25 protein-coding genes are annotated in these 26,709 nt (G+C 65.9%); 16 read left to right on the forward strand and 9 right to left on the reverse strand.

From position 1 onward, the window contains the following. Positions 1 to 79 precede the first annotated feature (79 nt). The 10 genes from AU193_RS10980 to AU193_RS11025 all read left to right on the forward strand — a co-directional run bounded on the left by AU193_RS10980 (position 80) and on the right by AU193_RS11025 (position 11,639). Positions 80 to 1,780 (forward strand): nitric oxide reductase activation protein NorD, encoded by a 1,701-nt coding sequence (locus AU193_RS10980; RefSeq protein WP_172798274.1) that lies wholly within the window; start codon positions 80 to 82, stop codon positions 1,778 to 1,780. A 55-nt stretch (positions 1,781 to 1,835) separates the two neighbouring features. Beyond that, entirely contained in the window at positions 1,836 to 2,642 is an 807-nt protein-coding gene (locus tag AU193_RS10985) for a CbbQ/NirQ/NorQ/GpvN family protein (RefSeq protein WP_064422410.1), read from the forward strand. A 63-nt stretch (positions 2,643 to 2,705) separates the two neighbouring features. Continuing rightward, positions 2,706 to 3,818 carry an ABC transporter substrate-binding protein gene (locus tag AU193_RS10990; RefSeq protein WP_064422411.1) on the forward strand — a complete coding sequence of 371 codons (1,113 nt, stop codon included), beginning with the start codon at positions 2,706 to 2,708 and terminating at the stop codon, positions 3,816 to 3,818. A gap of 3 nt (positions 3,819 to 3,821) precedes the next feature. Further along, positions 3,822 to 4,964, forward strand: a complete 1,143-nt coding sequence (locus AU193_RS10995; protein WP_064422412.1) for a spirocyclase AveC family protein — start codon at positions 3,822 to 3,824, stop codon at positions 4,962 to 4,964. A 7-nt stretch (positions 4,965 to 4,971) separates the two neighbouring features. Beyond that, positions 4,972 to 5,859, forward strand: a complete 888-nt coding sequence (locus AU193_RS11000) for an SDR family oxidoreductase (RefSeq protein WP_064422413.1) — start codon at positions 4,972 to 4,974, stop codon at positions 5,857 to 5,859. A gap of 19 nt (positions 5,860 to 5,878) precedes the next feature. Then, entirely contained in the window at positions 5,879 to 7,330 is a 1,452-nt protein-coding gene (locus AU193_RS11005; RefSeq protein ID WP_064422459.1) for an aldehyde dehydrogenase family protein, read from the forward strand. 9 nt (positions 7,331 to 7,339) lie between these two features. Next, a complete protein-coding gene (locus tag AU193_RS11010; RefSeq protein ID WP_064422414.1) occupies positions 7,340 to 8,563 on the forward strand; it encodes a cytochrome P450 in 1,224 nt (407 codons plus the stop codon). Beyond that, complete coding sequence (locus AU193_RS11015) at positions 8,560 to 9,471, forward strand: SDR family NAD(P)-dependent oxidoreductase (RefSeq protein WP_064422415.1); 912 nt, start codon at positions 8,560 to 8,562, stop codon at positions 9,469 to 9,471. Before AU193_RS11010 ends, AU193_RS11015 begins: the two co-directional genes overlap by 4 nt. Beyond that, positions 9,468 to 10,736, forward strand: coding sequence for a cytochrome P450 (locus AU193_RS11020; protein ID WP_064422416.1), 1,269 nt, complete (start codon positions 9,468 to 9,470; stop codon positions 10,734 to 10,736). Before AU193_RS11015 ends, AU193_RS11020 begins: the two co-directional genes overlap by 4 nt. A 24-nt stretch (positions 10,737 to 10,760) precedes the next feature. After that, positions 10,761 to 11,639, forward strand: coding sequence for a mycofactocin-coupled SDR family oxidoreductase (locus tag AU193_RS11025; RefSeq protein ID WP_064422417.1), 879 nt, complete (start codon positions 10,761 to 10,763; stop codon positions 11,637 to 11,639). Here the strand turns inward: AU193_RS11025 and AU193_RS11030 are convergent. Continuing rightward, positions 11,636 to 12,292, reverse strand: a complete 657-nt coding sequence (locus AU193_RS11030) for a TetR/AcrR family transcriptional regulator (RefSeq protein WP_064422418.1) — start codon at positions 12,290 to 12,292, stop codon at positions 11,636 to 11,638. The genes AU193_RS11025 and AU193_RS11030 overlap by 4 nt on opposite strands. Before the next feature lie 203 nt (positions 12,293 to 12,495). Here AU193_RS11030 and AU193_RS11035 point away from each other — a divergent pair, with 203 nt between their 5' ends. Then, the gene (locus AU193_RS11035) at positions 12,496 to 13,284 is read left to right on the forward strand and encodes a spirocyclase AveC family protein (protein WP_064422419.1); all 789 of its coding nucleotides are present in this window, start codon (positions 12,496 to 12,498) and stop codon (positions 13,282 to 13,284) included. 27 nt (positions 13,285 to 13,311) lie between these two features. On the opposite strand, the gene AU193_RS11040 is transcribed toward AU193_RS11035, so the two are convergent. The 4 genes from AU193_RS11040 to AU193_RS11055 are packed head-to-tail and all read right to left on the reverse strand — an operon-like array spanning position 13,312 to position 16,634. Next, on the reverse strand, positions 13,312 to 14,322 hold the full coding sequence (locus tag AU193_RS11040) for a hypothetical protein (RefSeq protein ID WP_064422420.1): 1,011 nt from the start codon (positions 14,320 to 14,322) through the stop codon (positions 13,312 to 13,314). Between the two features lies 1 nt (position 14,323). Beyond that, positions 14,324 to 15,664: a hypothetical protein gene (locus tag AU193_RS11045; RefSeq protein ID WP_064422421.1), complete on the reverse strand. Its 1,341-nt coding sequence runs from the start codon at positions 15,662 to 15,664 to the stop codon at positions 14,324 to 14,326. Then, positions 15,661 to 16,068, reverse strand: a complete 408-nt coding sequence (locus tag AU193_RS11050) for a nuclear transport factor 2 family protein (RefSeq protein WP_064422460.1) — start codon at positions 16,066 to 16,068, stop codon at positions 15,661 to 15,663. The genes AU193_RS11045 and AU193_RS11050 overlap by 4 nt, the downstream gene beginning before the upstream one ends. A gap of 5 nt (positions 16,069 to 16,073) precedes the next feature. Continuing rightward, positions 16,074 to 16,634 carry a hypothetical protein gene (locus AU193_RS11055; protein ID WP_064422422.1) on the reverse strand — a complete coding sequence of 187 codons (561 nt, stop codon included), beginning with the start codon at positions 16,632 to 16,634 and terminating at the stop codon, positions 16,074 to 16,076. Positions 16,635 to 16,914: 280 nt separating this feature from the next. Here AU193_RS11055 and AU193_RS11060 point away from each other — a divergent pair, with 280 nt between their 5' ends. From AU193_RS11060 to AU193_RS11080, 5 genes are all read left to right on the forward strand, one after another. Beyond that, entirely contained in the window at positions 16,915 to 17,214 is a 300-nt protein-coding gene (locus tag AU193_RS11060) for a hypothetical protein (protein ID WP_064422423.1), read from the forward strand. 44 nt (positions 17,215 to 17,258) lie between these two features. Next, complete coding sequence (locus AU193_RS11065; RefSeq protein WP_064422424.1) at positions 17,259 to 17,600, forward strand: heme-binding protein; 342 nt, start codon at positions 17,259 to 17,261, stop codon at positions 17,598 to 17,600. 64 nt (positions 17,601 to 17,664) lie between these two features. Further along, positions 17,665 to 18,405, forward strand: a complete 741-nt coding sequence (locus AU193_RS11070; RefSeq protein WP_371259184.1) for an HAD-IIA family hydrolase — start codon at positions 17,665 to 17,667, stop codon at positions 18,403 to 18,405. 33 nt (positions 18,406 to 18,438) lie between these two features. Continuing rightward, positions 18,439 to 19,659 carry a CoA transferase gene (locus AU193_RS11075; RefSeq protein ID WP_064422426.1) on the forward strand — a complete coding sequence of 407 codons (1,221 nt, stop codon included), beginning with the start codon at positions 18,439 to 18,441 and terminating at the stop codon, positions 19,657 to 19,659. Then, positions 19,656 to 20,459: an acyl-CoA thioesterase II gene (locus tag AU193_RS11080; protein WP_064422427.1), complete on the forward strand. Its 804-nt coding sequence runs from the start codon at positions 19,656 to 19,658 to the stop codon at positions 20,457 to 20,459. The genes AU193_RS11075 and AU193_RS11080 overlap by 4 nt, the downstream gene beginning before the upstream one ends. Here AU193_RS11080 and AU193_RS11085 read toward each other — a convergent pair. From AU193_RS11085 to AU193_RS11100, 4 genes are read right to left on the reverse strand one after another with little or no spacing between them, the layout of a single operon-like run. Then, positions 20,440 to 22,932 carry an AMP-binding protein gene (locus tag AU193_RS11085; RefSeq protein ID WP_064422461.1) on the reverse strand — a complete coding sequence of 831 codons (2,493 nt, stop codon included), beginning with the start codon at positions 22,930 to 22,932 and terminating at the stop codon, positions 20,440 to 20,442. The genes AU193_RS11080 and AU193_RS11085 overlap by 20 nt on opposite strands. Further along, positions 22,932 to 23,978: an ABC transporter ATP-binding protein gene (locus tag AU193_RS11090; protein ID WP_064422428.1), complete on the reverse strand. Its 1,047-nt coding sequence runs from the start codon at positions 23,976 to 23,978 to the stop codon at positions 22,932 to 22,934. Before AU193_RS11090 ends, AU193_RS11085 begins: the two co-directional genes overlap by 1 nt. Beyond that, positions 23,975 to 25,555 carry an iron ABC transporter permease gene (locus tag AU193_RS11095; RefSeq protein ID WP_064422429.1) on the reverse strand — a complete coding sequence of 527 codons (1,581 nt, stop codon included), beginning with the start codon at positions 25,553 to 25,555 and terminating at the stop codon, positions 23,975 to 23,977. The genes AU193_RS11090 and AU193_RS11095 overlap by 4 nt, the downstream gene beginning before the upstream one ends. After that, positions 25,556 to 26,572, reverse strand: a complete 1,017-nt coding sequence (locus AU193_RS11100) for an iron ABC transporter substrate-binding protein (RefSeq protein ID WP_064422430.1) — start codon at positions 26,570 to 26,572, stop codon at positions 25,556 to 25,558. Positions 26,573 to 26,709: the final 137 nt, after the last annotated feature.

The following is a 26,709-nucleotide window of genomic DNA, read 5'->3' on the forward strand; positions in this document are numbered from 1 at the left end:
ACCTCCGGAGATTGACGTGTGGCCCCGCTGGACTCTACGTTGGAACAGATATTTGGTCAACGAGAAAGGCCACAGCTCGATGACGAGCGAGGACGCCGACGATCCCACGCGCCTGGCGCTGCTGGCCTCTGCCCTGGCGGGCCGCACGATAGCGGTCGCGCCGGCGACTCCGGGCGAACCGGCATGGACCGACGGCGTCACGGTGTTCGTCGACCCGTCCGCCGGTGCGCCCCGCCAACTCGAGTCGGTCACCGTGCAGGCGTCGCTACTGGCCAGTGGGGGCCTGGAGGCCGGTGTCGTGCGCAAACTGGTCAGGCGACCGGCGCTGGCGCGGCGTTACCTCGCGGTCGAGGGCCAGCGCGCGCTGTCGGCCAACGACGACCTGCTGCCGTCCGCCGTCCGTCCGCTTCTCGACTGTGACCTCGCGACCCGGGCGGATTCGCCGGTCGGTTCACTGAAGGTGGCGGGAGAAAGTCGTGACATCGCCGATCCGCCGGCGGGATTCGGGGTGATCAAAGCGCAGAAACTGGTGGCGACGCGCGCCGCGGCCACGCAGGTGGAATCGGCCGGCGGGCACGCCCCTCGGCGCGAGTCGAAAAGAGAGCTGGCCGATCTCGATGACGACGATGACATTGCCGACGACGAAGACGTGTTCGATCCCTTCTCCAGTCCCGTCGGCGGTGGCGGTGTGCTCGGCAAGCTCCTGCAGCGCATGACAAGGAGCGTCCGCAAGCTCTCCGGCGGCGGCACACCGGGCGCCGATACGCCAACTCATCGCTCCCGCAAGGGCCTGCGTGGTGCCGGCGCGGTGACCTCGAGCGCGGCCGGGCCGGCAGACGCCGATGGCTGGGCCGCCGCCACGGCCGGGGGACGCACGTATCCCGAATGGGATTTCCAGCGGCGCTGTTACCGGCCAGACTGGTGCACGGTGCTCGAGATTGAACCCACGATCGAGAAGGGGCGATCGCTGGCCCACCCCGATGTGCACGCGTTGCGTCGGCCGCTGACCCGGCTCGGCATCGGGTTGGACCGATGTCACCGGCAGACTCAGGGCGACGACATCGACGTGGATGCGGCGGTCGAGGCGCGCGTGGAAACGTTGGCGGGTTCGACTCCCGACGAGGCCGTCTACCTCGACAGCTTGCCCAGGCGTCGCGATCTGGCCGTGCTCGTTCTGCTCGACGTCTCCGGTTCGGCCGGGGAGGCAGGTACCTTCGGTCAGACGGTCCACGAGCAACAGCGGGCGGCCGCGGCGGCGCTGACAGTGGCGCTGCACGAACTCGGAGATCGCGTGGCGCTGTACGCATTTCAGTCGCAGGGTCGCTCAGCGGTCCATATGGTGCCGGTGAAGCGCTTCGACGATCACCTCGATGCGATGGTCATGCGGCGCCTGGGCAGCCTCACTCCGGGTGCCTACTCGAGGTTGGGTGCGGCCGTCCGGCACGGTACCGCGCTGATGATGGAGAAGGCCGGCACATCGCGTCGATTGCTGGTTGTGCTCTCCGATGGCCTGGCCTACGACCATGGCTACGAAAGGCTCTACGGGGCGGCCGACGTACGGCGGGCGCTGGGGGAAGCCCGGCGCGAGGGTATCGGCTGTCTGTGTCTGACGATCGGCGCGGCCACCGACTCCGGGGAGCTGGGCAGGGTCTTCGGCAGCGCTGCGCACGCTTCGATACCCAAGCCGACGCAACTGGCCGACGTGATCGGACCGCTGTTCCGCTCGGCTCTGCGCACCGCTGACCTGCGTCGGCGCGTACCGACGCCATCGGCATCTTGAACCAAACATCTGTTCCGCGCTAGGGTCGTAGAACGAGCTCGAGCGAAGGGAAGCCATGCACTCGAAGCCGCCGCGCCCCTACTACGTTCCCGTCGGGAACGAGGAGCAGGTCTTCAAGGCCGCATACAAACAGGGGCTGTCGATCGCGCTGAAAGGTCCGACAGGCTGCGGCAAGACGCGGTTCGTCGAGGCGATGGCGCACGATCTGGACCGCCCCCTGATCACAGTCGCCTGTCACGACGACTTGACCACTGCCGACCTTGTGGGCCGATTCCTTCTGCGCGGCGGTGAGACCGAATGGGTCGACGGGCCCCTGACCCGTGCGGTCCGCGACGGAGCCATCTGCTACCTCGACGAGGTCGTCGAAGCCCGACAGGACACCACCGTCGTGTTGCACCCGCTCGCAGATCACCGCAGGCAGCTACCGATCGAACGGCTCGGAATCACGCTGGACGCGGCGCCGGGGTTCTGTCTGGTCGTCTCCTACAACCCGGGTTATCAGAGCGTGCTGAAGGATCTCAAAGACTCGACCAGGCAGCGGATGGTCGCGATCGAGTTCGGCTTTCCGACAGCCGACGTCGAGGAGAAGATCGTTGCCAGCGAAGCAGCCATCGATCATGATCGCGCGGCAGAGCTCGTCCGGCTGGGTCATGCGATCCGGCGGTTGGAGACCGGGGGACTGCGCGAAGTCGCGTCGACTCGGGTGCTGATCGCCGCGGGCCGGCTGATCGCCGAGGGATTGACTCCACGAGACGCCGCGCGGGCCGCGATCGCGGGCCCGCTCACCGACGACGCCACCGTGACCCGCGGCTTGGTCGAGATGATCGATGCGTACATGGTCGACCAGCGACCGGAGGATTGACGCTGATCCCGCCCCTCGTTACTGTCTGAACAAATATTAGGTTTCAACAATATCGGAGATGGGATGTCCTACGAGAGCACCGCGGAACCAATCAAGTTCGGGTACCTCATGGACTTCAAGCTGCCCGACCTGTACCCGCAGGAGATGAAGGAAGATCTGTCCAATCCCTTCGAGCTGATCTTCGCCGAGGCGGTCGAGAACGGCGTGATCGACCGGCCCATCGAGATCATCTACAAGGAGGTCGAGGGGCTGCCCAAGGGTTCGGTGAAGGCGGTGATCGACGCCTACGGCGAACTCGTCGACGAGGGGTGTCTCGCGGTGTTCGGCCCGCACATCACCGACAACTGTGTGCCGACCCGCGAGGCCATCGAGGAGCGGTTCCGGGTGCCCGCGCTCAGCGTCACCGGCAGCGACGCGTGGCTCGGCGAGTGGACGTTCTCGTTCCCGCAGGGGTCCTTGACCGACGAGCCGATCTTCTGGGCCGACCTGCTGGCCAAGGGCGGCCACCACGAGGTCGGTGTGCTCATGGAGCAGTCGCTGGTCGGCGAGACGTACGTGAAGAACTTCCGGAACGCGTGCCGTCGCAAGGGGATCAGGATCGTCGCCGAGGCGGCCATCGCACAGACAGCGCAAGATGTCTCGGAAGCGGTACGCAGCCTGCATGAGGCCAAGGCACAGGCCGTGGTGCACGCCGGCTTCGGCTTCGGCATCGTCTTCGTCAACCCGGCGCTCGAAGCGCTCGGTTGGGATCCGCCGCGCTTCACCAGCACAGCCTTTCAGAACGCGTGGATCAACCCGATCATGTGGAACGCGTTCATGGGGTGGACGGGCGTCGACCAGTACGACGAGGGAAACCCCGTCGGCCAGCGGTTTCTCGACAAGTACCAGCAGAAGTTCGGCCGTCGACCGGAATACTGTGTGCCGGTAGTGAATTGCGATGTCGCCACGGCACTGCTTCGCGCGTGTGCCGACGCCCATCCGCTGAGTCCGCGAGGAGTCAAGGAAGCGCTGGAACGCGTCAAGATGATGCCCGCTGCCGCGGGTGCGCCGGGGACCCGCGTCTCGTTCGGCAACTGGACGCGCCGAGCCTGGATGGGCGCCGGGTATCTCGTGGCCCGAAGGCTCGACGCCGACGGCGTCAACTCTCATCTTGTCGACCGCTTTGGTGAGGAGTGAACCGTGACCACTGAAACGCCGAGAACCGACCCGGCCGCACCGGCCGAGGCCAAGCGGGCGAGACCCTCCTGGCTCGGACCGTCGATTTCGGTGGCGGCCCTGCTTGCCGTGGCCGTGTTCTTCGCCGTCAACACCCGCAAGGGACCGGGGTCCCCACGGATCGCCAACCCCGACGTCGAGGGAGCACCACGGCCCGTTGAGGTGCTGTTCGGATGGAGCACGTCGACCTGGGTGGTGATCCTCGAGACCTTCACCGTCATCACGATGGCCGTCATCATCACCCTGTGGGTGGTGCACTGGCGGCGCAACCCGCACAACCCGACGTTGCTGATGGCGCTGGTCACCTCGTTGATCGTGTGGCAGGACCCGATCATGAACTGGTCTCCGTTCGCGGTCTACAACCCGGAGTTGGCCCACCTGCCCGAGGACTGGCCGCTGGTGTCGCTGTCACCGACGGTGGAGCCGTTCGTCGTCCTCGGCTACGTGATGTTCTACCTCGGACCCTACTTCCCGGCCATCTGGATCCTGCGGAAACTGCAGGCCCGCAAGCCCGTCGACTCGTTCGTGTGGCGCCACCCGCTGATCAGCCTGGCGGCCATCATCTTCCCGATCGGGGTGGTCGTGGATGCGGCGCTCGAGATCACCCTGGTGCGCACCGGCATGTACATCTACTCGCAGGTGCCGCCGTGGGCGTCGATCTTCACCGGGGAACCCCATCAGTTCCCCCTCATCTGGGAAGTCGTGGCGGTCACATTCGTGATGATCCCCGCCGGTGTGCTGCTCTACCGCGACGACACCGGAAAGTCCGTCGCGGAGAAGCTCGCTCAGCGGGCGCGGATCTTCGCCTCGAGACCCAGACTGGGCACCTTCGTCGTGATGTTCGTGATCATCAACGTCGCCTATCTTTGTTACGGCGGGCTGTTCGCGATCGTGAAGGCGACCAAGATCTCCACTTCGGTGGCCTGCCCGTGGCCCTATCCGGAAGTGAAAGTCTATGATCCGCAGGGCTTCTACGAACTCAACGGCCACCCGGGTCCGTACTCCGTCGGAATCATGTCGACCTGGATGAGCGGGCAACCCGACGGACGCCCCGACGTGGAACTGGGCGCCAAGAGCGACCGATGCGCACCGGAAGCCCAGGGGTGAACAGCGCTTGACTGAACAGCGCAGTGTCGTCATCACCGGCGCTTCCCGGGGGCTGGGGCTGGCATCGGCGTCTCATCTGTACCGGCGGGGCTGGCGGGTCATCGCGGCGATGCGGTCCGTCGATGCCGGCATGCAACGGCTGCGTTCGGCGACCGACGCGGCACCCGACGACCCGAACCTGATCGGTATCGCGCTCGATCTCACCGACACCGCCTCCATCGAGGCGGCCGCGAAGTCGATCGAGGAGACGGTCGGGGCACCTTACGCGCTGGTGCACAATGCGGGAATCTCGGCAGCAGGCATGGTGGAGGAGACACCGCTGAGCCTGTGGGAGCAGATGTTCGCGACCAGCATCTTCGGACCCGTCGCACTCACCAAGGCGTTGCTGCCGTCCATGCGTGAAGCCGGACGCGGCCGCATCGTGCTGGTGTCGAGTCAGGGCGGCGTGCGCGGAATGCCCGCCACGGCGCCGTATTCGGCCGTCAAGGGCGCCCTGGAACGCTGGGGCGAGTCGATGGCCGCAGAAGTCGCGCCGTTCGGCATCGGAGTCACGATCCTCGTGACCGGTACCTACGACACCGAAATCATCACGGATGCCGGAACCACCGACTGCCGGGATATGGAAGGTCCGTACGCGTCGCATCACAGCACCATGGACAAGCGTGGCCGGGCCGCGATGCGCATGGCCGCCAGATCGCCGGAGAAGTTCGCGGCAGGCTTGGCCAAGGCGCTGGACAGTTCCAAGCCGTTCGTCAAGCGGCCGGTGGGCCCCGACGCGCGAATGTTGTTGATCGCCAACCGGATGTTCCCCTCGGCCGGGCTGCATCAGATGATCCGGCTGATGATGGGCATCCCGCGATACGGCGCGCTACGAGGAAGCAGGGACAATGGCTGACGTTCGCTTCGAAGCGAAGATGATGATCGACGGCAAGCTCGTCGAGGGTGAGGCGGGTACCTTCACCAACATCAACCCGGCGACCGAGGAGGTGCTCGGCGAGGTCGCCGACGCCTCGAGGGCCGATATGCACCGCGCGATCGACGCGGCCCGGCGTGCGTTCGACGAGACGGACTGGTCGACGAACCATGGGCTTCGGCAACGGTGCCTGCTGCAGCTGCAGGAGGCGCTCGAGTCCGAGCAGGAGGAGCTGCGGGAGGAACTCATCCTCGAGGTCGGATGCCCCCGCGCGATCACGCACGGCCCTCAGCTCGACGCGCCGTTGGCCGACGCGCTGCGTTACCCGGCGCAACTGATCGACGAATATCCGTGGGAGACATCGTTGGGCGATGCGCTCGTCTCGGTCACCGGGGTCAACACCACCCGAAAGGTCTGGCGTGAACCCGTCGGCGTGGTGGGAGCCATCGTGCCGTGGAACTTCCCGTTCGAGGTCACCATCCAGAAGATCGGACAAGCCCTCGGCACCGGTAACACCGTCGTGCTCAAGCCCGCGCCGAACACCCCCTACAACGCCACCCGGCTCGGCCGACTGATCGCCGAGAACACCGACATCCCAGCGGGTGTCGTGAACGTCGTCACCGCATCCGATCACTTCGTCGGCGAGGAACTCACCCTTTCGCCGAAGGTGGACCTGATCTCGTTCACCGGATCCACCGTCGTCGGCCGGCGGATCATGGAGAAGGGCGCCGCGACGATGAAGCGGTTGTTCCTCGAACTCGGCGGCAAGTCGGCGACCATCGTGCTGGAGGACGCGGACTTTGCGGTGGGTTGCATGATGGGCATCGCGCCCTGCATGCACGCGGGCCAGGGATGCGCCAACCCCACCCGGTTGCTGCTTCCGCGCTCGCGGTACGACGAAGGCGTCGAGATCCTCAAGGGCATCTACGAAGGTGTCGCACCTGGTGATCCGCAGGACCCCGCCACCTTGTGCGGCCCGGTCATCTCCGACAAGCAACGCGGCCGGATCCGGGGATACATCGACAAGGGTGTCGAGGAGGGAGCGACTCTGCTCGTTGGGGGAGCGGAGGCGCCCGAGGGCATGGACAAGGGATTCTTCGTCAAGCCAACACTTTTCGTCAACGTGGACAACTCGATGACCATCGCGCAGGAGGAGATCTTCGGCCCCGTGCTCTCGGTGATCCCGTTCGACGACGAGGACGACGCGGTGCGTATCGCCAACGACAGTCCGTACGGGCTGGCGGGCAACGTGATGGCGGGAACGCTGGACCGGGCCCTGTCAGTGGCCAGACGACTTCGCGCCGGATTCATCGGGTTAAACGGCACCGCCGGGTACGGCGCCGACACCCCCTTCGGGGGTTACAAGGCCAGCGGTATCGGGCGCCAGAACGGTGTCGCAGGTTTCGACCAGTACACCGAGATCAAGTCCGTCGCCTATCCGGCGGGTTCGTAGGAGCAAGCCATGCAACTGTTGTTTGACGACCTCGAGGACTTCGGAGAGTTCGACGATTTCGTGTCGGGCGATGTGCGTGACCCCTACACCGAACTGGCGCGGTTGCGTCGTGAAGAGCCCGTTCAGAAGATCGAGATCCCTGGTATCCCGGGACAAGAGGGCAAGCCGATCGTCATGGTCTATCGCTATGACGAAGCCCAGCAGATGCTGCGGGACAACGAGACGTTCTCGTCGGCGATCATCATCCAGGCGTTCGGCGATGTGTTCGGTAAGCACGTGATGCTCGGGATGGACGAACCCGAGCACGGCAGGCACCGGGCGCTGGTGGCGAAGGCGTTCTCGCAAAAAGCCCTCGCCCGTTGGGAAGACACGCTGGTCACCAAGATCGGCAATGCGCTGATCGACCGCTTCGCCGACCGGGGACGTGTCGACCTGGTCAAGGAGTTCAACTTCCCGTACCCCACGCTGATCATCGCCGGGCTGCTGGGCCTGCCCCAGGATGACTATTCGCAGTTCCAGAAGTGGTCGATCTCGCTGCTGTCGTTCACCGTCAACCCGGAGCGTGGGCGAGAGGCGTCGATGGCGTTGGCCGACTACTTCCGGCCGATCCTCGGGGCGCGGCGCGACCAACCGCGTGACGACTTGATCAGCCGGCTGGGCGCGGCCGAGATCGACGGGCAAAAGCTTTCGGACGAGGAGATCTTCTCGTTCCTGCGGTTGCTGCTTCCCGCCGGTGTGGAAACGACATACCGGGCGCTGGGGAATCTGTTGTACGGCTTGCTGTCGAACCCCGAACAGCTCGAGGCGCTTCGGGCTGACCGGTCCCTGATTCCGCAGGCGATCGAGGAAGCGGTGCGCTGGGAGCCGCCGTTGATCATGATCACCCGAATCGCTACCCGCGACACCGAACTCGGCGGAGTCCACATTCCCGAGGGTTCATCGGTGATGCCCGTGCTGGGCGCGGCCAACCGGCAGGAGGAACGCTTCCCCGATCCCGACCAGTTCGACATCTTCCGCGAAGCCAAGGCGAACATCGGGTGGGGTCACGGTGTGCACGTCTGCCTCGGCATGCACCTGGCTCGGATGGAGATGCGGGTCGCACTCAACCTTCTGCTCGACCGGCTGCCCAACATGCGGCTTGACCCCGCGGCCGAGGAAGCCTACATCCGCGGGCAGGCGTTCCGGTCCCCGACGGCGCTGCCCATCCTCTTCGATCCGCCGGACAACCCTTGAGTGACTTCCGCTTCGACGACAGGGTGGTGATCGTCACTGGCGGCGGCCGGGGGATCGGCCGCGGCCACGCACTCTTGCTCGCCGCCAAGGGAGCCTGCCTCGTCGTCGCCGACAACGGGGCCCAGATCGACGGCCGCGCCGGCGCTTCGCGACCGGCCGACGCAGTGGTCGGGGAGATCGCGCGGACCGGCGGGCGAGCCGTGGCGTGCGGTGCCTCGGTCGCCGACGAGGCGGGGGCGCAGTCAGTCGTCGACACCGCCCTCGAAGAGTTCGGGCGCATTGATGCGGTCATCAACAACGCCGGCGTTCACGACCCGGGACTTTTCGAGACGCTGTCGCACGGCAGGGTCCGCAGGATGCTCGACGTGCACTTCTTCGGAACACTTTTCGTCACCCGGGCGGCATGGCCGCATCTCGTCGAGGCGGGCCACGGGCGGATCGTCAACACCGTCTCCGAAGCCATGCTCGGCGGCATCCCCGAGCTCACGAGCTACGGCGCGGCCAAGGGAGCGGTCTGGGGACTGACCCGTAACCTCGCCACCGAGGGTGTGGTCCACGGCATCGGAGTCAATGCGATCGCGCCGCGGGCCTACACCCGCATGTCCGTATCGCAGGGCCGACAACTGGCCGAACTGTACGGCATGTCAGAGGACACAATGGCCGAGATCAACGCCAGCATGCCTCCCGAATTATGCGCTCCCGCAGCGGCTTTCCTCGCACACCAGTCGTGCCTGCTGAACGGCGAGGTTCTGCTGACGGGAATGGGTGGTGTGTCGCGCCTGGCGGTCGTCCGCACCCAAGGCATCTGGAGGCAGCACGTGACAGCCGAAGACATCGCCGACAACCTCGACCTGATCATGAACGTCGACGACGCCCATGTGACCGAAGCAACCAGGAGTGTCCTGTGACCGATTTCGAGACTGTCGACTTCTTCACCGACGCGACGCTTGTTCCCGACCCGTATCCGTATTTCGATTTTCTACGGTCCAAGTGTCCAGTGGTGCAGGCGACCCCGTTCAACGTGCTCGCCGTCACCGGATACGACGAGGCACTTGCCGTCTACAGGGACCCCGCCTTCTCCTCCTGTGTGTCGGTCGCCGGTCCGTTCTCGGGCATGCCGTTCGGACCGGGTGAATCCGATGACGTCAGCGAGTTGATCGAACAACACCGCGCCGCTGTCCCGATGGCCGAACACATCACGTCGCAGGACCCGCCGCTACACACCCGTACCCGGGGACTGCTGAACAAACTCATCACGCCCAAGCGCCTCAAGGAGAACGAGGACTTCATGTGGCGGTTGGCAGATCAGCAACTCGACACCTTCCTCGACAAGGGCAGCTGTGAGTTCCTGGCCGCCTACGCCAAGCCGTTCTCGTTGCTGGTCATCGCCGACCTCCTCGGTGTCCCAACCGAGGACCACGACGAGTTCAAGGAGGTCTTCGCGCTCGAAACCGTCGGTGAACTCGGCAAGGAGGCACCGACCTCACACAACCCGCTGGAGTGGCTCAACGAGAAGTTCTACTCCTACATCGAGGATCGCAGGCGCTCGCCGCGCGAGGACGTATTGACTGAGCTGGCGCAGGCCAAGCACGAGGACGGCTCGACGCCGGACATCGAGGACGTCATGAATCTGTCGACGTTCCTGTTCGCCGCCGGCACCGAGACGACCACGAAGCTAGTCAGCTCGGCCGTCCGATTCATCGCCGAGAACCCGGATTTCGAGAAGCAACTACGCGACGACCGCAGCAAGATCCCCGCCTTCCTCGAGGAGACGTTGCGGATGGAAAGCCCCGTCAAGTCCCACTTCAGGATGGCGCGCACCACCACCAAGATCGGTGAAGTCGAGGTGCCTGCGGGAACGACGGTGATGCTTCTCCCTGGTGCCTGCAACCGCGACGCCCGTAAGTTCCCCGATCCCAACACCTTCCGGGCCGACCGGTCGAACGTGCGCGAGCAGATCGCGTTCATCCGCGGCGTGCATTCGTGCCCCGGAGCGCCGTTGGCCCGCGCGGAAGGACGAATCTCGCTGAACCGGATCCTCGACCGGATGACCGACATCGCGGTCTCCACCGACCATCACGGCCCGCCCGGTGACCGCCGCTTCTCCTATGAGCCGACCTTCATCATGCGCGGCCTCAGTGAACTGCACATCACATTCGCGCCCGTCGGGTGACCCAGAGATCGAAGGAGCACTGATATGACCGGAAAGCTCGACGGCAAGGTCGCTTTCATCACCGGAGCCGCCCGGGGTCAGGGTCGCGCGCATGCGATCGCGATGGCCAGAGAGGGTGCCGACATCATCGCGGTCGACATCTGCCGCGACATCCCCTCCAATCCGTATCCGCTCGCCACACCCGAGGATCTCGCCGAGACCGAGCGCGCGGTCAAGGAGATCGGACGGCGTGTCGTTGCGCGGGTCGCCGATGTTCGTGAGCGCCAGGAACTTCGGGAGGCCGCGGAATCCGGGGTCGCCGATCTCGGAAAGATCGACATCGTGGTCGCCAACGCCGGCATCCTGCCGATGGCGATGGGCAACCCCGATCCGATGGGCTTCGTCGACGCGTCGGACGTCGACCTGGTCGGCGTGATGAACACCGTCGCGGTGGCGCTTCCGCACCTGCCCGACGGTGCGTCGATCATCGTGACCGGATCCACCGCGGGCATGATCCGCGGCACCACGACAAGCCCGGACATGGGGCCCGGTGGCGCCGGATACGGCTGGAGTAAGCGCATTGTGATGGAGTACGTCGACGAGATGTGCCTTCATCTCGCACCGAGGATGATTCGCATCAACGCGATCCACCCCACGAACTGCAACACCCACCTGTTGCAGAACGAAGGGATGTACGGCGTCTTCCGGCCCGACCTGAAGGCCGAGGGCAAGACACCGACCCGCGAAGACGCCGAACCGCTCTTCACGCTCTTTCAGGCCATGCCGATCCCGTACATCGAGCCGGAGGACATGGCCAACCTCGGGGTGTTTCTGGCCAGTGACGACAGCCGCTACATCACCGGCCAGCACATCCGCGTGGACGCCGGGTCACTGCTTAAATGGCCCAACGGGCCGGGCGGCTAAGGGCGGTGTAGGAATCCGTGCAGGATCGCCTGCACGAGTTCGTCGACGATCGCCTCACGTGTCGGCGGTCGGTTGCCGAAGAAGGTCGACCGCAGCGCCACCATGCCGACGATCATCGCGACCGTCGAATGCGCGGGGAGATCGGGTTGATCCGAACGCAGCCCGCGCAGCCGGATGCCTTCGGCGCTGATCTGGCCGAGCAGCGTGAGCGCGCGCCTGATGTCGGCGATACCGGCGCTGTCGATCTCTTCGTCGGTCAGACCGTCGGATGCGACGAGGGTCAGCAGGAGGCCCCGATGCTCGGTGAGAACGTCGTAGAGGCGGCCGACGAATTGCCGCGTCAGTTCCTCCTCGGTGATCTTGTCGGGTATGACGGCCTGCCAGGTCTCGCCGAAGTCGTCGACGAAGTCGGTGAACGGGAGAACGAGAGCCTCCCGGAACAACCCCGCCTTGGAGCCGAAGTGGCGAAACAGCAGGTATTCGGTGACGCCGGCCGCCTCGGCGATCTCCCGCGTGGTGGTGCTGCGATAGTCCCTGCGCGCGAACAGATCACGGGCCGCGTCGAGCAGGAGCCGCCGGGCCTCGCCGGGGGGCCTGCGCGCGGCCTGCGCCTCGCCGGCGGTTCCCTGCTTGGACGAACGTCGCTGGGGCACGGCAATTGACGATAGTCGTCCCGTGACCCCGACGCGTGTAATAGTGTGCACTATTACAGCTGACGTGGGTGCGGAAGGAACGTGGTCGTGGGCCAACTCATCATGCTCGGAACGCTGTTCGGGCTGCTCGTCTTGATTGTCGGCGTGGTGCTGTACTTCGATCCCGAAGCGCGCGGGGGCAAGACGGTCCCGGAGGACGACCGATGAGCACCGAGCTGACGCCGGCGTTGATCGTCGGCTTGTCCTTCGCCTACGTCGGCGGAGTGTTGTTCCTGGCCTACGGCGTGTATCTGAGCATCCGGCGTGGCCGCCTTCATCCGCTGCTGCTGCTGTCGATCTCGGCGATCTCGTTCTCGTGGATCGAGGCGCCCTACGACTGGGCGATGTACGCGCAGTTCCCGCCCGCGCTGCCGCGCATGCCGTCGTGGTGGCCGATGAACATGACGTGGGGTGGCGGACTCCCGTCATCGGTGCCGATCGGATACATCCCCTACTTCGTGCTGCCGGCGGTGATCGGCGCCGGACTCGGGCGGCGGCTGATTCGGCGGTTCGGTTGGCGCAGACCACAAACCCTACTGATCGTGGGGCTGCTCGTCGGGTTCTGCTGGGCGCTGCTGTTCAACGGATTCTTCGGCCCCCGCCTCGGAGTCTTCTACTACGGCTACGTGATCCCGGGATTGGCGATCTTCGAGGGCAGCAAGTTCCAGTATCCGCTCTACGACGCGTTCGCGATGGGCCTGCAGATGATGGTGTTCACTTATCTCCTCGGGCGTGTCGACGCCAAGGGGCGCAACGTGATCGAGGTGTGGGCGGACAACCGATCGTCGAGCCGCCTCGGATCGTCACTGTTGTCGATCGCCGCCGTCGTCGTGGTCGGTCACCTCATGTACGGCGCGGTTTTCGCACCGCACCTGGCGACGAAACTCGGCGGCTACGTCACGTCCGGTCCGACCGAGCAATTGTTCCCCGGCGTACCGAACCAGCCCCGTTGAATCCGTCGGCCGCGAAGAGTTGTACCTTCACCGCATGGTCACGAGGTTCTGCCAGAGGTTGCGCAGGCTGTCGGTGCCGCCGAAGAGCGTCGTGAAGTGTGTCGAGTCGATCAGGACGATGTCCCCGGCGCGTCGACCCGCAGGCGGCATCCAGATGAGCGCGTTGAACTCGCTGGTGCCGTCGGCGGTGAACGGGTGCGGCCGGTTCGGGTCGACACGCTGGCGGCCGAGTACGCGAACGGCGTCGCTCTCCGACGCGGTCAGCTCGTAGTGCGGCAGGTGGGGGTGGAAGTTGAACGTGGTGACGTTGGCGAGCAGGCCGGCCGAATCGAGATCGTGAGCTCCATTCAGCGGTGCGATCTCGCGCGTGCCCTCGACTACGGCGGGCCGTAAACCCCATTTGTTGATCACGGGCACGTCGAGCGCCTTCATCAGCGACCGGGTGTACTGGCCGAAGCGCTGCTGGCGCGGAACCAACGGGTCGCCGTGGTGTTCGAACTCCGTTTGGCGCTGAGTGAAGTCGTCGCTGAAGCCGACGTCGTGATGAGGCGCGAGCAGCAGGCAGGTGCCCTCCCGTTGCAGCCATCGCTCGATGGCGGCGATCTCATCGGGCACGGCCTCCTGCTCGGACAGGATATGGTCGAGCCCGAAGACCATCAGGGTGTCGGTGTCGTCGAGAATCCGCTCGTCGACGGGGAGCTGATAACCGGCCTGGTCGATCCGCTGGAACACCGCCACCGGATGCCCCGTCGCTTCCCCAGCGAGGCCCTGAAAGGCCAACGTCGAACGATGAAAGAGCTCCAGGGTTCCCGCGATGCCCTGTAGGAAGTGGGCCGCCTCGTACTCACTGGTTTCATAGTTGGGCCACAATGCGTTTCGAACCTCGGTCATCGTGGAGAACCGGTTGTACATCTCGCCTGGGTCGCGCTGCGCCTCCCACGGGTAGCTCCACGTCCAGTAAATGCTGATCCGTCTGCGGCCGTCGCGTTGACGCGGGATGTGGTTCTGGTTGTACGTGCGCGCCGAAGACCCGGTCATTTTACCGATTCCCCAATCCAGCGAGGTAACGCAAACCGCCCATTCCGGGCAGAAAGAAGTAAGCACCGCCCCTGAGCGTGGTGAACGCCGGAATACCCTTGTATACCTTACGGATAGGCCGCTTTGGTGTGGTGAAGTCGAGCGTCCCGTCCTGCGTCCCACAGATCGGATCGTGTTCGTTGCCGAGCTCGTGGAAGGTCTTGTCATTGATCCACACGTTCTGCGCGAACTCGAACTGGCGAACGAGGTCCGCGCAGATGATGAAGGCGGCGATACCGCGATCAACACCGTCGTCGGGTGCGCCGTCGGGCAGCGCGTCACCGTAGGTAGCGCCACGGCGGATCATTCGTCGTCGATTCATGTAGTGCGCGGTGTCACGAGGGTTGAGCCGCCTGGCGTGCGAGCCGAGTGGACACGCGTAGCCGAACGGGTCCATTTCCTTGTAGTTGAAATCGTTGTTGCGCATAGGATCAGCGCCCAGCTCGGGGTCGTCCTTGTCGGGTGCCAGCACGAGTGGGGCCCCGCTTCGCCAGCGGCCCATGAACTTCGCGGCCAGCAGGTCCTCGTCCTCCGGAGTTGAAGAGTTCGCCCGCAGATACTCGCGAAACGCCCCGACGTGCTCTTGCAGTCGGCGGTAGGCCATGTAGCTGCCGTTGCGCGACAGCGCCTCGGGCTGGGGCAGATCGGTGACCGGTCCGTTCTCGTCGGGATAGCCGAGGATGAACTCGCCGGGTTCCAAAGGGTCTCCCGAGCCCGGCGTCGGGTCCTCGCCGGAACCCTTCATCACCGGCTGCGACAGTCGATCGCGGAAGCCGAAGTGGTCGTGGGCGTAGTTGAACGGGGGAGTCGCGTTCAGGTCGAGGTGCGAAAGGCTGCGCACCCCATTCGTGCGCGCCAGCAGTTGGTCGTGTTCGTCGATGGATCTGCGGCACTGTTCGTCGGTGCGCGAGAACAAGATCGCGATCGCATGTAGATCGTCGCCGGCCAGTCCGCCCAACCAGTTTTCGGGTGCGGCCATACCGGTGTCGCCGAGGATGCTCGCCCGCGCCGCCATACCTTCGCGAAACGCGTCGGGGAACGTCGCGAGCGACTCCTCGGGGACGCCAAGCGCGCGGAGGCCATGCCACGTGAAAGCCAAGGTGACCCAGCGATCCGAAGTGTCCATCGTGGCGCGGACATCGGCCACCGACTGGACCTTTGCGAGCAGTGCAGTGAGCCACGCGCGGCCCCCTTCGGCGGAGTCGAAGGTCAGGAACTCGTACCGGCCCGTGATGGCCGGCGTGCGGGTCATCAGGATGTGCTGTATGTCGTCGAGCTCGAGCTCGTCTGCGGTGGACATCATTGCCGCTGAGTCCCTTTCGTCCACGCCCAGGCGGTGATTCGCCAGTCTTGCGGTCCTCGGCGAAGGGCCACCGTGAAGAACGCGCCGTCCTGCGTCACCTGCGTACCGCGCAGGCTGAACGTCATCGTCGCGGGCAGGACGAGGTAGGCGCTGCCATCGCTCACACTGTTGTGCACAGGCGCCCCGACGGCGACGACATAGTCTGAGGCGCCGAGGTGAGCTGACTCGGCCATCACGTCGCGGTACCAATCCTGCGCCGCGGTCGCCCCCTGCCAGACGTGAGGCGCCATACCGTCGAGGATCGTTCCCGCGGAGTCGAAGGCGGACGCCATCTCCGCCACGTCGCCGTTGTTGAAGGCTGCGATGTACCGGTGCACCGCGGCCAGTGGATCCGCCGTGCTCATGACCGTCACTGCATCTGGTCGAGCATGGTGGAGAACGCAGCTTTCAGGCGCAGTGCCTTCTTGATCTCGTCGGCCGTCACGTACGGATACTCGCCGTATTCGAGGAAGCTCGGAACCTGGTGTTCGCGAACAAATTCGACGAATGCTTCCGGGTTCTCTCGCCAATCGTCCGGGAATCCCTCGAGATTGGTGAACACGGTCGTGATGCCCGTCTGACTGAACAATTGGACGGCGTCCTCGGTGTACTTGTCGAAGTCGGTGTCGAAGATGCCTTGGTACTGGAAGTGCAGCCCCGAGCCGACGTCGAACAGCACCCACCGCAGATAGTGCAACCTCAAAGGCGCGAGCACATCGGGGCTGGCCGCGATCGCTTCCTCGATCTGCTTGCCGTACGCCCGGACGGCCTCCTCGCGGCCCTCCTTGACCTTCGCGATGATCGAGAAGCCGTAGCAGGCCGGGGTCCTCGGGAACACCGGACCGTAGCGGCCGCGCTCGAGTTCGAAGTATCCCTCTTTGGGGATGGCCATCGCGGCCGGTTTGGTCCAGTCCTGATTTCCTGCTGACATGCCCGCCCCGATTCGCACTTGAGCCCTGAGTCGGAGGCTAACAGTCTTTTCGTTTTCTGGCAGGTGATTTGCTCCTTCGAACACCACATTCCAACTGGGCGGGCGAAACCCGTCAACATCAACAGTGGAACTCATAGACATGAGCGAAGTCGCTGGGCAAACAGCCTGCTGGGTTTGAGGCATCGACGCCGGTCGACTGTCGAAAGGCCAATAAACGAATTGCTTCTGTAATATTCTGCGCGCTACGGAATCCTTCCCAGCGCTCAGGAAAGGGGAAGCCGTGCTGACGAGCCTGCGGTGTCTTGTGGTGGTGGTGGGGCTGGCAGTCCCGGTCGGACTCATCTCCGCCGCGTCGGCCGCGGCGGACTGCACAAGTGCCGGCGCCGCCACCGTCTGCGCGCAGGGAACCGTCCGCGGCGGTGGACCCGACGCTCCGCAGGCGGGGCCCGTGTATCCCGGCTACTGCGCCGACCCGTGGTATTGCAGTGACGATTGGGGACTCGACATCGTCGTCGATCCGGGTCCTCCAAGGCCGCCCATAATCGATCGGCCGGGACGGCCGGGTATCGGACCCCGCTGACTCTTGTCGAGATGTCCTCCGTCCATTCGAGCAAGGAGCTTGAAATGTTGTTACGCAACGCTTTTGGTGTCGGCCTGATCTCCGGTGGACTGCTGTTCGGTGTCGCACCCGCCGCCGCTGATCCGCCCAACTGCACGGCCGCCGATCTGGCCGGCGTCATGGCCGGTGTCTCGGCGGGTACGTCGTCCTATCTGTTCACCCATCCGGATGTGAACGCCTTCTTCACGGGGCTGAAAGGCAAACCCAGGGACCAGATGACCGACGAGATCAAGGCATATCTGGACGCCAATCCGCGGGTTCGCGACGAGCTGCGGGTGATCCGGCAGCCCGCGGCCGACTTCCGCGCACGCTGCGATGTCGCGATGCCCGACCTGCCGATGGGCTAACGATCGCGTGCGGAACTGACACACTGGGGGTGTGCGCGACACACCGAAGTGCTGGCTCTCCGACATGGACGGTGTGCTCGTCCGCGAGGAACACGCGCTGCCCGGCGCCGCTGAGTTCCTGCAGCGCCTCGTCGACCTGCAGCGGCCCTTCCTCGTCCTGACGAACAACTCGATTTTCACCCCCCGCGATCTGTCTGCCCGGTTGAAGCGGTCGGGGCTGATCGTGCCCGAGGAGTCCATCTGGACCTCGGCGTTGGCGACTGCGGCGTTCCTCACCGACCAGTTGCCCGGCGGATCGGCGTACGTCATCGGTGAGGCCGGCCTGACCACGGCGCTGCACGAGGCGGGCTACACCCTCACCGACGTCGAGCCGGATTTCGTGGTCCTCGGCGAGACGCGGACGTACTCGTTCGAGGCGATCACCAAGGCGATCCGGTTGATCCTCGGCGGCGCCCGGTTCATCGCCACCAACCCCGACGTCACCGGGCCGTCCGCGGAGGGTCCGCTGCCCGCCACGGGGTCCGTCGCCGCGATGATCACCAAGGCCACCGGCCGCGAACCGTACTTCGTCGGCAAGCCCAACCCGATGATGTTCCGCAGCGCGCTCAACCGGATCGAGGCGCATTCGGAGAGCACGGTCATGGTGGGCGACCGGATGGACACCGACGTCGTCGCGGGCATCGAAGCGGGTCTGGAGACGATCCTGGTGCTGACCGGGTCGACGGCGGTCGACGAGGTCGAGCGGTATCCGTACCGGCCCAGCCGAGTGTTGCCGTCCATCGCCGAAGCGATCGAACTGGTGTGAGCCGCGGCGCGGCCGCTGCCTACACTGACCCCGATGACCGGCACATCTGAGGCGACGCGGCCCCTGGCCGGCGTGCGTATTGTCGAGATCTCCAGCTTCGTCGCCGTCCCGCTGGCCGGGATGACGCTCGCTCAGCTCGGGGCGGAGGTGACGCGGGTCGATCCGATCGGCGGCGCCGCCGACTACCGCCGATGGCCCGTCACCGGCGAGGGCGAAAGCATCTACTGGGCGGGCCTGAACAAGGGTAAACGATCGGTCGCGGCCGACGTGCGCTCCGGCGAGGGCCAGGACGTGATCAAACGGCTCATCGCGAGCAGCGGGATACTGATCACCAATGTGGCTGGGCGCCAATGGCATTCGTACGAGACCTTGAGAGTACTGCGTGCCGACCTGATTCATGTCGAGGTGTCCGGCCGCGCGGACGGCGGCACGGGGGTCGATTACACGGTCAACGCGGGCATCGGTTTTCCGCTCGTCACCGGTCCGTCCGAACTGGCCAGCCCCGTGAACCACGTTCTACCGGCGTGGGACGTCGCGTGCGGCCTCTACACCGCGCTGGCCGTCGTGACCGCGCTGCGGCATCGCGACGCGACCGGAGAAGGCCAGCGAATCGGTATCCCGCTGGAGAACGTGGCCCTGGCGACGGCGGGCAACCTCGGCTTCTTCACCGAGGTCATGGTCAATGGCACCGCACGCGAACGCATCGGCAATTCGGTGTACGGCCAGTACGGCCAGGACTTCGTCAGCAGCGACGGCGTCTCGTTCATGGTCGTCGCCCTGACCGGTAGGCACTTTCGTGATCTCGCCGAGCTCACCGGCACGACGAAATCCGTTGCCGCGCTGGCAGAGTCGCTCGGCGCGGACTTCTCCGACGAAGGGCAGCGGTTCGTGCACCGCGACGCTCTGAGTGGCTTGTTCGCCGAATGGTTCACCGCGCACACCGCCGAGGAGATCAGCGCGGCGCTGTCGGCCACCTCGGTGCTGTGGGAGCGGTACCGCACCTTCGCCGAAGCGACCACCGAGGACAAGGTCACCGCCAACCCGTTGTTCACGCCGCTCGACCAGCCGCGGATCGGTACGTATCTGGCGCCCGGGCTTCCGATTTCGATCGGCGGGCAGTATCCGCCGGCGGTCGCGTCACCGGCGTTGGGGGATGACACCGTCGGCGTGCTGAGCGACTGGTTGGGATTGACCGCCGCGCAGGTCGACGGTCTGGTCGCGTCGGGCGCCGTGGCGACTGGACGCGCTGGATGAGCAGACTGCTCGGCCTGCTCGAGTTGCGCGCGGGCCCCGAAACGGACAGCTGGATCGGCCCGGCGAGTGGCCCGGTAGGTAAGCGCGCCTACGGCGGACAGTTCGTCGCGCAGAGTCTGGCCGCCGCCTGCCGCACCGTCGACGCGGACCGGTTGCCGACGAATCTGCACCTGCAGTTCCTGCGCGGTGGAGAGGCCGGCGACGACGTCGAGTACACCGTCGCGCGCGTCTTCGACGGCCGAACCTCCTCGGCGCGCCGTGTCGAATCACGGCAGGAGACAAGGCTTTTGACGACAGCCACAGTGTCGTTCGCGGTGCCCGCCCGCGGTCCGGAGCACGGACGCCGACTCGCCCCGCTCTACGATCCGGAGTCGTTGCCCCGCACGGGTCCTGCCGGGCCTGCACCCTCGATGCCGCTCGAGGAACTGGATATCAGGATCGTCGACGACAGCTCGTCGGGCGAGTTCGTCCGCCGGCTCTGGTGGCGCGCCACAGTGCCGCTTCCTGACGATCCGATCCTGCACACCCTGATCTCGGCCTACGTGTGCGACGTGTACATGATCGATCCCGCGCTCCAGGTCCACGGACATTCGATGCGGGCGCGAACACACCGCAGCGGCACCACGGATTCGTCGATCTGGTTTCACCAACCGGTGTTCGCCGACCAGTGGAATCTGCTGGAGTCGACATCGCCCGCCGCCGCGCGAGGCAGGGGCGTCGTGACGGGAAACCTGATCCGCGCCGACGGCGTCATCGTCGCCACGCTGGCGCAGGAAGGCCTCATCGCGGAGCGGGAGTGAGCTCGGCCGAACTCTGCCCGCGTCGTATCCGCAACCGCCGACGCACCATGGTCACCAGATAGGTGAGCAGGATGCCGACGGCCAGCGAGGCGATCACTCCGACGGCGGGGTGGCCCGGGAACATCGCATACACCTGGTAGTGGACCAGGTAGGTGTACAGCGAGGCTTCCGCGAGAACACCGGCCACCACGGTCAGTACCGCGGGGCAGCGAAGGCTCGGCAGCCAGAGAATCAGGGCCAGACCGCCGAACACCAGAAGCTCTCGCAGCGTGCTGTCGAAGTAGCCGTGCAGCGCCACCACCAGAACCACCGTCAGCAGCACACGCTGCAGGGTCGTGCCGGCCTTGGAAGCCGCCCAGCCGATGGCGAAGAACCAGAACGCGAGCATCGTGAACCAGGCATCCCGGCCCATCTCCAGCCCGAGCACGTCATAGCGCAACGCCAACCCGCCCACCAAGAAGGCCACGGCGACCGCGAACGGACGCCGACGCTCGACCCGGTCCATCGCCGGTATGCAGAACAGCAGCGCCAGCGCGACGAGCGTCCACACCAGGATCTCCACGAACCACAGGCGGCCGGCGGTCATGCTGTCGTGTGGACCGAGAATCTTGTTGGCCAGCAACAGGTTCGTCCACGTGTAATCCGACGTCCACAGCAGGGCGACGCTCACCCACAGCATCGAAGGCACTGCGATCCAGCCGATGGTGTTGCGCAGGTGACGCACCCGCTTGGTGCGTGACACCGGTGTCAGGCAGAACCGGCCGAAGTTGTATCCGGCGATGCCGAGCAGCAGATGGGCGCCACCCCACAGCTCGAACAACTCGGCGTGCGAACCGACGATCAGGATGATCGCTACGGCTCGCAACGCCACACTGGTCTCCAGCGTCGCATCCCACAGCCGCCACCGGGTCCGCGGCCGCTTCACCAGTCTTTCGAGTTCGCGAAGCGGGCGCTGCTGCCAACCGGTGGGCAGCTGCCCCAGTGCGCGCTCCAGTCGCACGGACATCGCCACGTAGGACAGCGAATTCCCGCCGAGGTCGACGAAGCTCGCGTCCGGGTCGATGGCCGTCGGGTCGAGTTGCAGCACGTCGGCGAACACCCCGCGCAGGTCGGTGCTCGTCGTCGCGTCGCGGCCTCGTGCGAGGTCACGGACGGTCCGGTAATCGGGTTTGCCGGATGCCAGCAGCGGCAGTTCGTCCACCGTGACTGCACGCACGGCCGACGTCGGCACGCCGGCGGTCTCGGCCGCGATGCGCTGGATGTCGCGTTCGCCGTGCGTGCCCGCCGCCGCGACGACGAGGCGGTCGTCGTCGTTGGTGCAGAATGCGGTGATTCCGCGGGTGCTCAATGCGGACTCGATGCGTTGGAGATCGATGCGCAAGCCGTACATCTTGACGAACCGGCTGGTGCGACCGACGATTTCGTAGAGGCCGTCGGGGGCGCGGCGCGCGAGGTCACCGGTGTGCAGCGATTCGACGGTCTTGTCGAGGGCGAGGTCGGCTGGGCCGTGGGCGTAGCCCATCATCACGTTGGGTCCGCGGTAGACGAGCTCGCCGACGGCATCGTCGGACCAGTCATCGGTCAATTCGATCGTGAACGAACCGCCGGGTATCGGACGGCCGATGGCCTCCGGCCGTGACAGTGCCAGCTCCGGTGGCAGATAAGCCATTCGGGCGGTCGCCTCGGTGGCCCCGTACATGACGAACAATTGCCAGCCGTCGTTTCGGGCCCGCTCTGCGAATCGTCGGACGCGCTCGGGAGGCATGCGCCCGCCCGCCTGCGTCACATACCGCAGATCCGGCAGGTCTATCGCATCGAAGTTCATCCGCTCGAGCAGTTCGAACGTATAGGGCACTCCGGCGAACGAGGTGCCGCGGTGGCGACGGAACAGCTCCCAGAACCGCTCGTCGGTCACCGAGAGATCCGTGAGAATGAGGCCGGCGCCGCGGAGCAGGTGGCTGTTGACGACCGAGAGCCCATAGCAGTACGACATCGGCAGTGTGGTTGCCGCACGGTCGGTTTCGCGGATATCGAGGTAGTCAGCGATGGCGCGGGCATTCGACAGCAGGTTGTCGCGGGAGAGCCGGACCAGCTTCGGTGATCCGGTGGTGCCGGACGTCGACATCAGCATCGCCAGGTCGTCGTGGAGGCGGTGCCCGCCGGCTCGGCGTCGATGGTGGATCACGCCGTCACCGACCACGGTGTCGGGTTCGTAGGTGCGCACGATCGTCGAATGCTCCCGTCCGGCCGGCACCGGAAGCACGACATGTCGGCCGGCGAGTGCGGCGAGATAGTGCACCAGAGTGTCGATGTCGTTGCGGGTTTCGAGCAGCACCAGGCGTCTGTTGTCGCCGAGCTCGAGCATCGCGTCCGCGACTCGGTCAGCCAACGCGGCGTAGGTCACGCGCCGCGTGTCGGCATGCACTGCGACGTTGTCGCCGTAACCGCGCAGATGGTCGATCAAACGGTTGATCACAGCGCGACTCCGCTTCCGGCCACCTGGATGTGGACCTTCGCGTCGATGTGCGGCGGGTCGATGCTGGGCTGACGCACGATGATCGGGTCCGCGTCGCCTGCGAGGTCGACGGTCAACAGCACGTCGTGGCCCAGGAACTCGACGGCCAGCACGGTACCGACACCCTCGAGCCGCTCGGTGTCGGAAACCACCGTCGCGACGAGCTGTTCGGGTCGCAGAAGCAGCGTCGCCGGGCCGGTCGGGGGAGCACCTTCTTGCACGGGGATTCGTCCCAGCACGCACTCGGCGACGCCGTCGGCGACCGTGCACGAAAGGGACACGCAGTCGCCGAGAAATGCGGCGGTGAAATGGTCGGCCGGATGCCGGTACACGTGCTGCGGCGGTCCGACCTGAGTGAACCGGCCGGCACGCATGACCGCGACCTGATCCGCGATCGACAGCGCCTCTTCCTGATCGTGGGTGACCAGCAGTGTGGTGACGCCGGTGTCGACCAGCAGACGGACGACGGCTTTTCGTGTGGACGCGCGCAGACCGGTGTCGAGTGCGCTGAACGGTTCGTCGAGCAGCATCACGACGGGTTCGCGGGCGAGCGCCCGTGCGAGGGCCACCCGCTGCTGCTGGCCACCCGACAGTTCGTGTGGTCGACGTGAAGCGAAAGAGGGGTCCAGTGAGACCGTCTCGAGCAATTCGCCGACCCGGGAGCGGGTCTCGGCCCTGCGAAGTGATCCGTTCAGGCCGTACGCGATGTTCTGTCCCACCGTCAGATGTGGGAACAGTGCGCCGTCCTGGGCGACGTAACCGACCGCGCGCCGGTGCGGTGCGACGGCAGTGCCGGGACCCGCGACCTGGCGACCGGCGATGACGATGGTCCCGTCGTCCGGTGTCTCGAAGCCGGCGATCAGCCGAAGCAGCGTGGTCTTGCCGCACCCCGATGCCCCGACGACCGCGGTGATGGTGCCCGCCTGCATTTCCAGGTCGATATGGTCCAGGACCAGGTGACCGTCGAAAGCCTTGGACAGGCCGTGTGTTTGGAGAACGTTCACAGTGCCGCCGCCTTCGTCGACTGCCGATACAGCAGCAATGTCACCGGTACGGCGAGGAGCACGAGCACCAGCGCATAGGGTGCCGCCGCCGCGTAGTCGAGTTCACTGGAGAACGACCAGAACATCATCGCCAGTGTTCGAGTTCCGGTGGGCGCGAGAAGCAGGGTGGCGGTCAGTTCGGTTGCCACCGCCACGAATACCAGCGAGGCGCCGGCCGCCGCGGCGGGGGCGGTCAGCCGCAGCGTCACCCGGAAGAACGTCGCAGTCGGCGAACTGCCCAGCGACCGGGCCGCCTCCTCCAGGCTCGGCGGGACCTGGGCGAGGCCGGCCCGGACGTTGACGAGCGCGCGGGGCATGAACAACAGGACGTAGGCGAACACGATCAGTGCCAGGCTCTGGTAGAGCGGACGTACGAAGTGAATGCTGACCGTCACCAGGGCCAGTGCGGTGACGATACCGGGCAGCGAACTGGTCACGTAGTTCGCACCTTCGACGACACGAGCCAGCACGCCGGTGGAGCGTACCGCCACCCAAGCGACCGGGAACGCGAGCACCGTCGTGACAACCGCTGCGGCCGAAGCCAATCCGACGGTCTGGCCCAGCGCCGACAGGATGTCGTCGACGGCCCAGACGTCGGCGCCCCCCAGCCACAGCCACCGCATGATCGTCGCGATCGGCACCCCGATGGCCAGCACGGCCAGCGCCGTCACCGCGAGAATCGCCGGAATCCTGCTGTGGCGCAGCTGGATCGGTGTGCTCGCGCGTGGAGCACCCGATCCGATCCTGGCGAACCGGGCATTGCCCCGCGCGGCCGCCTCGGCGACCAGCAATGCCAGGCACAGCAGCACGAGCACACCCGCCAGCATGCTGCCTGCCGCTCCGTCGAAGGTGGCTTGGAACTGCTGGAAGATCGCGACGGTGAAGGTGTCGAACCGCAACATGGCGAATGCGCCGAACTCCGCGAGAAGATGCAATCCGACCAACAGCGAACCCCCGAGGATGGCAAGTCGCAGTTGGGGAAGCGTGACGCGTAAGAACACGCCCGCCGAGCCGGATCCCAGCGCGCGGGCCGATTCCTCGACGGCGGGATCGAGCCGTCGCAGCGTCGCGGCGACCGGCAGGTACATGAACGGGAAGTAGGACAGGGTGGTGACCAGCACGCCCGCCGTCAGGCCCTGCAGCGAAGGGATCACCCCGACCCAGGCGTAACTGTTGACGAACGCTGGAACGGCCAGCGGCGCAACGAAAAGCGGTCGCCAGAACCTCCGGCCGGGAAGGTCCGTCCGCTCCACCAGCCACGCCGCGCCGACGCCGATCACCACACACAGCGGAACCGTGATCAGAACCAGGGCGACCGTGTTGACGAGCAGTTCAGCGACGCGTGGGCGCACGACGAGCTCGTACGCCCGCGTCCATCCCACCGAGACCGTCGCCCACGCCACGTATCCCAGCGGAATGCACGTCGCGGCGACGAGGACCGCAACCGTGGCCGAGACCAGTGGGCCGGGGCGGACCGTCTTGTCCGACCGCGACACCGGTGCCGCGGGTGGGGGGACGGGAGGAGCGGCGGCGACCACCTACAGCAAGCCGGCTTTCGTCATCAGATCGGTCACCTTCTGGGCGTCCAGGTTCGACGGGTCGACGTTGGGCGCCTGCAGTGTGTCCAGCGGGGGCAGGGCGGGATTCGCGGGCACGCCGCTGGCGACGGGATATTCGAACGACGTCCCCTTCTCGAGCACTTCCTGGCCGGCCTTGCCGGTGACGAACCGGATGAACTGCTGGGCCTCGTCCATGCGGTCGGTCGAGGCGAGCACGCCACCGCCGGACAGGCTGACGAACGCACCGGGATCCTCGTTCTTGAAGTAGTGCAGAGCGGTATTGCCGCTCATCTCTTTGGTTTTCGCCTGATCGCGGAACCAGTAGTAGTGGTAGATCACCCCGCCGTCGACTTCACCGGCGTTGACGGCCTTGAGCGTGGCGATGTTGTCGCTGTAGAGCTTGGCGTTGGCCTTCATCGCGGCCAGCCACTGTCCGGTCGCGGGCTCACCCTTCAGCTCGAGCAGCGCCGAGACGATCGCCTGGAAATCGGCCTTGGTCGGCGGGGCTCCCCAGCGGCCGTTCCACTCCGGCCGCTGCAGGTCGAGCAATGACTTCGGCAACTGATCGGGCTGCAGCCTCGAGGTGTTGTAGACGAACACGGTGCTGCGCGCGGCAACCCCGGTCCACTTGCCGGTTCCCGGACGGTACTGCGGCGGCACCTGGTCGAGCGTTTCGGGCGCCAGGTCGGCGAACAGTCCGGCGCGCTCGACCGCGGCCATCGCCGGGGAGTTCTCCGTCAGGAACACGTCGGCCGGCGATGCGCTTCCTTCGGCCACGAGCTGGTTGCCGAGTTCGGTGTCACCGCCTTGGCGGTAGGTCACCTTGATCCCGGTCTCCTCGGTGAAGGCGTCGATCCATTCCTTTGTCAGCGACTCGTGCTGGGCGTTGTAGACCAGCAACTCGTCGCTCTGGCCGGAATCCGAGCAGGCCGCGGCGCCGGCCGCCAGGGCGAGCGTTGACAGGAGGGCGGCGATCCGCCTCCGCCGTGGTCGCATTCAGGGGATCCTTTCGCGGTATGTGCAGGTCAGGCCGCAGTCTTTAGCTGAGGTTTACCTAACGAACATACCCTGCCCGCGTGGCCGCTCACAGTTTGCCGAGGATTTCAGCGGTATACCGCTGCTTGCACCCGGGA

It is taken from the genome of Mycobacterium sp. GA-1285 (genome assembly GCF_001499905.1).
Classification (GTDB): Bacteria; Actinomycetota; Actinomycetes; order Mycobacteriales; family Mycobacteriaceae; genus Mycobacterium.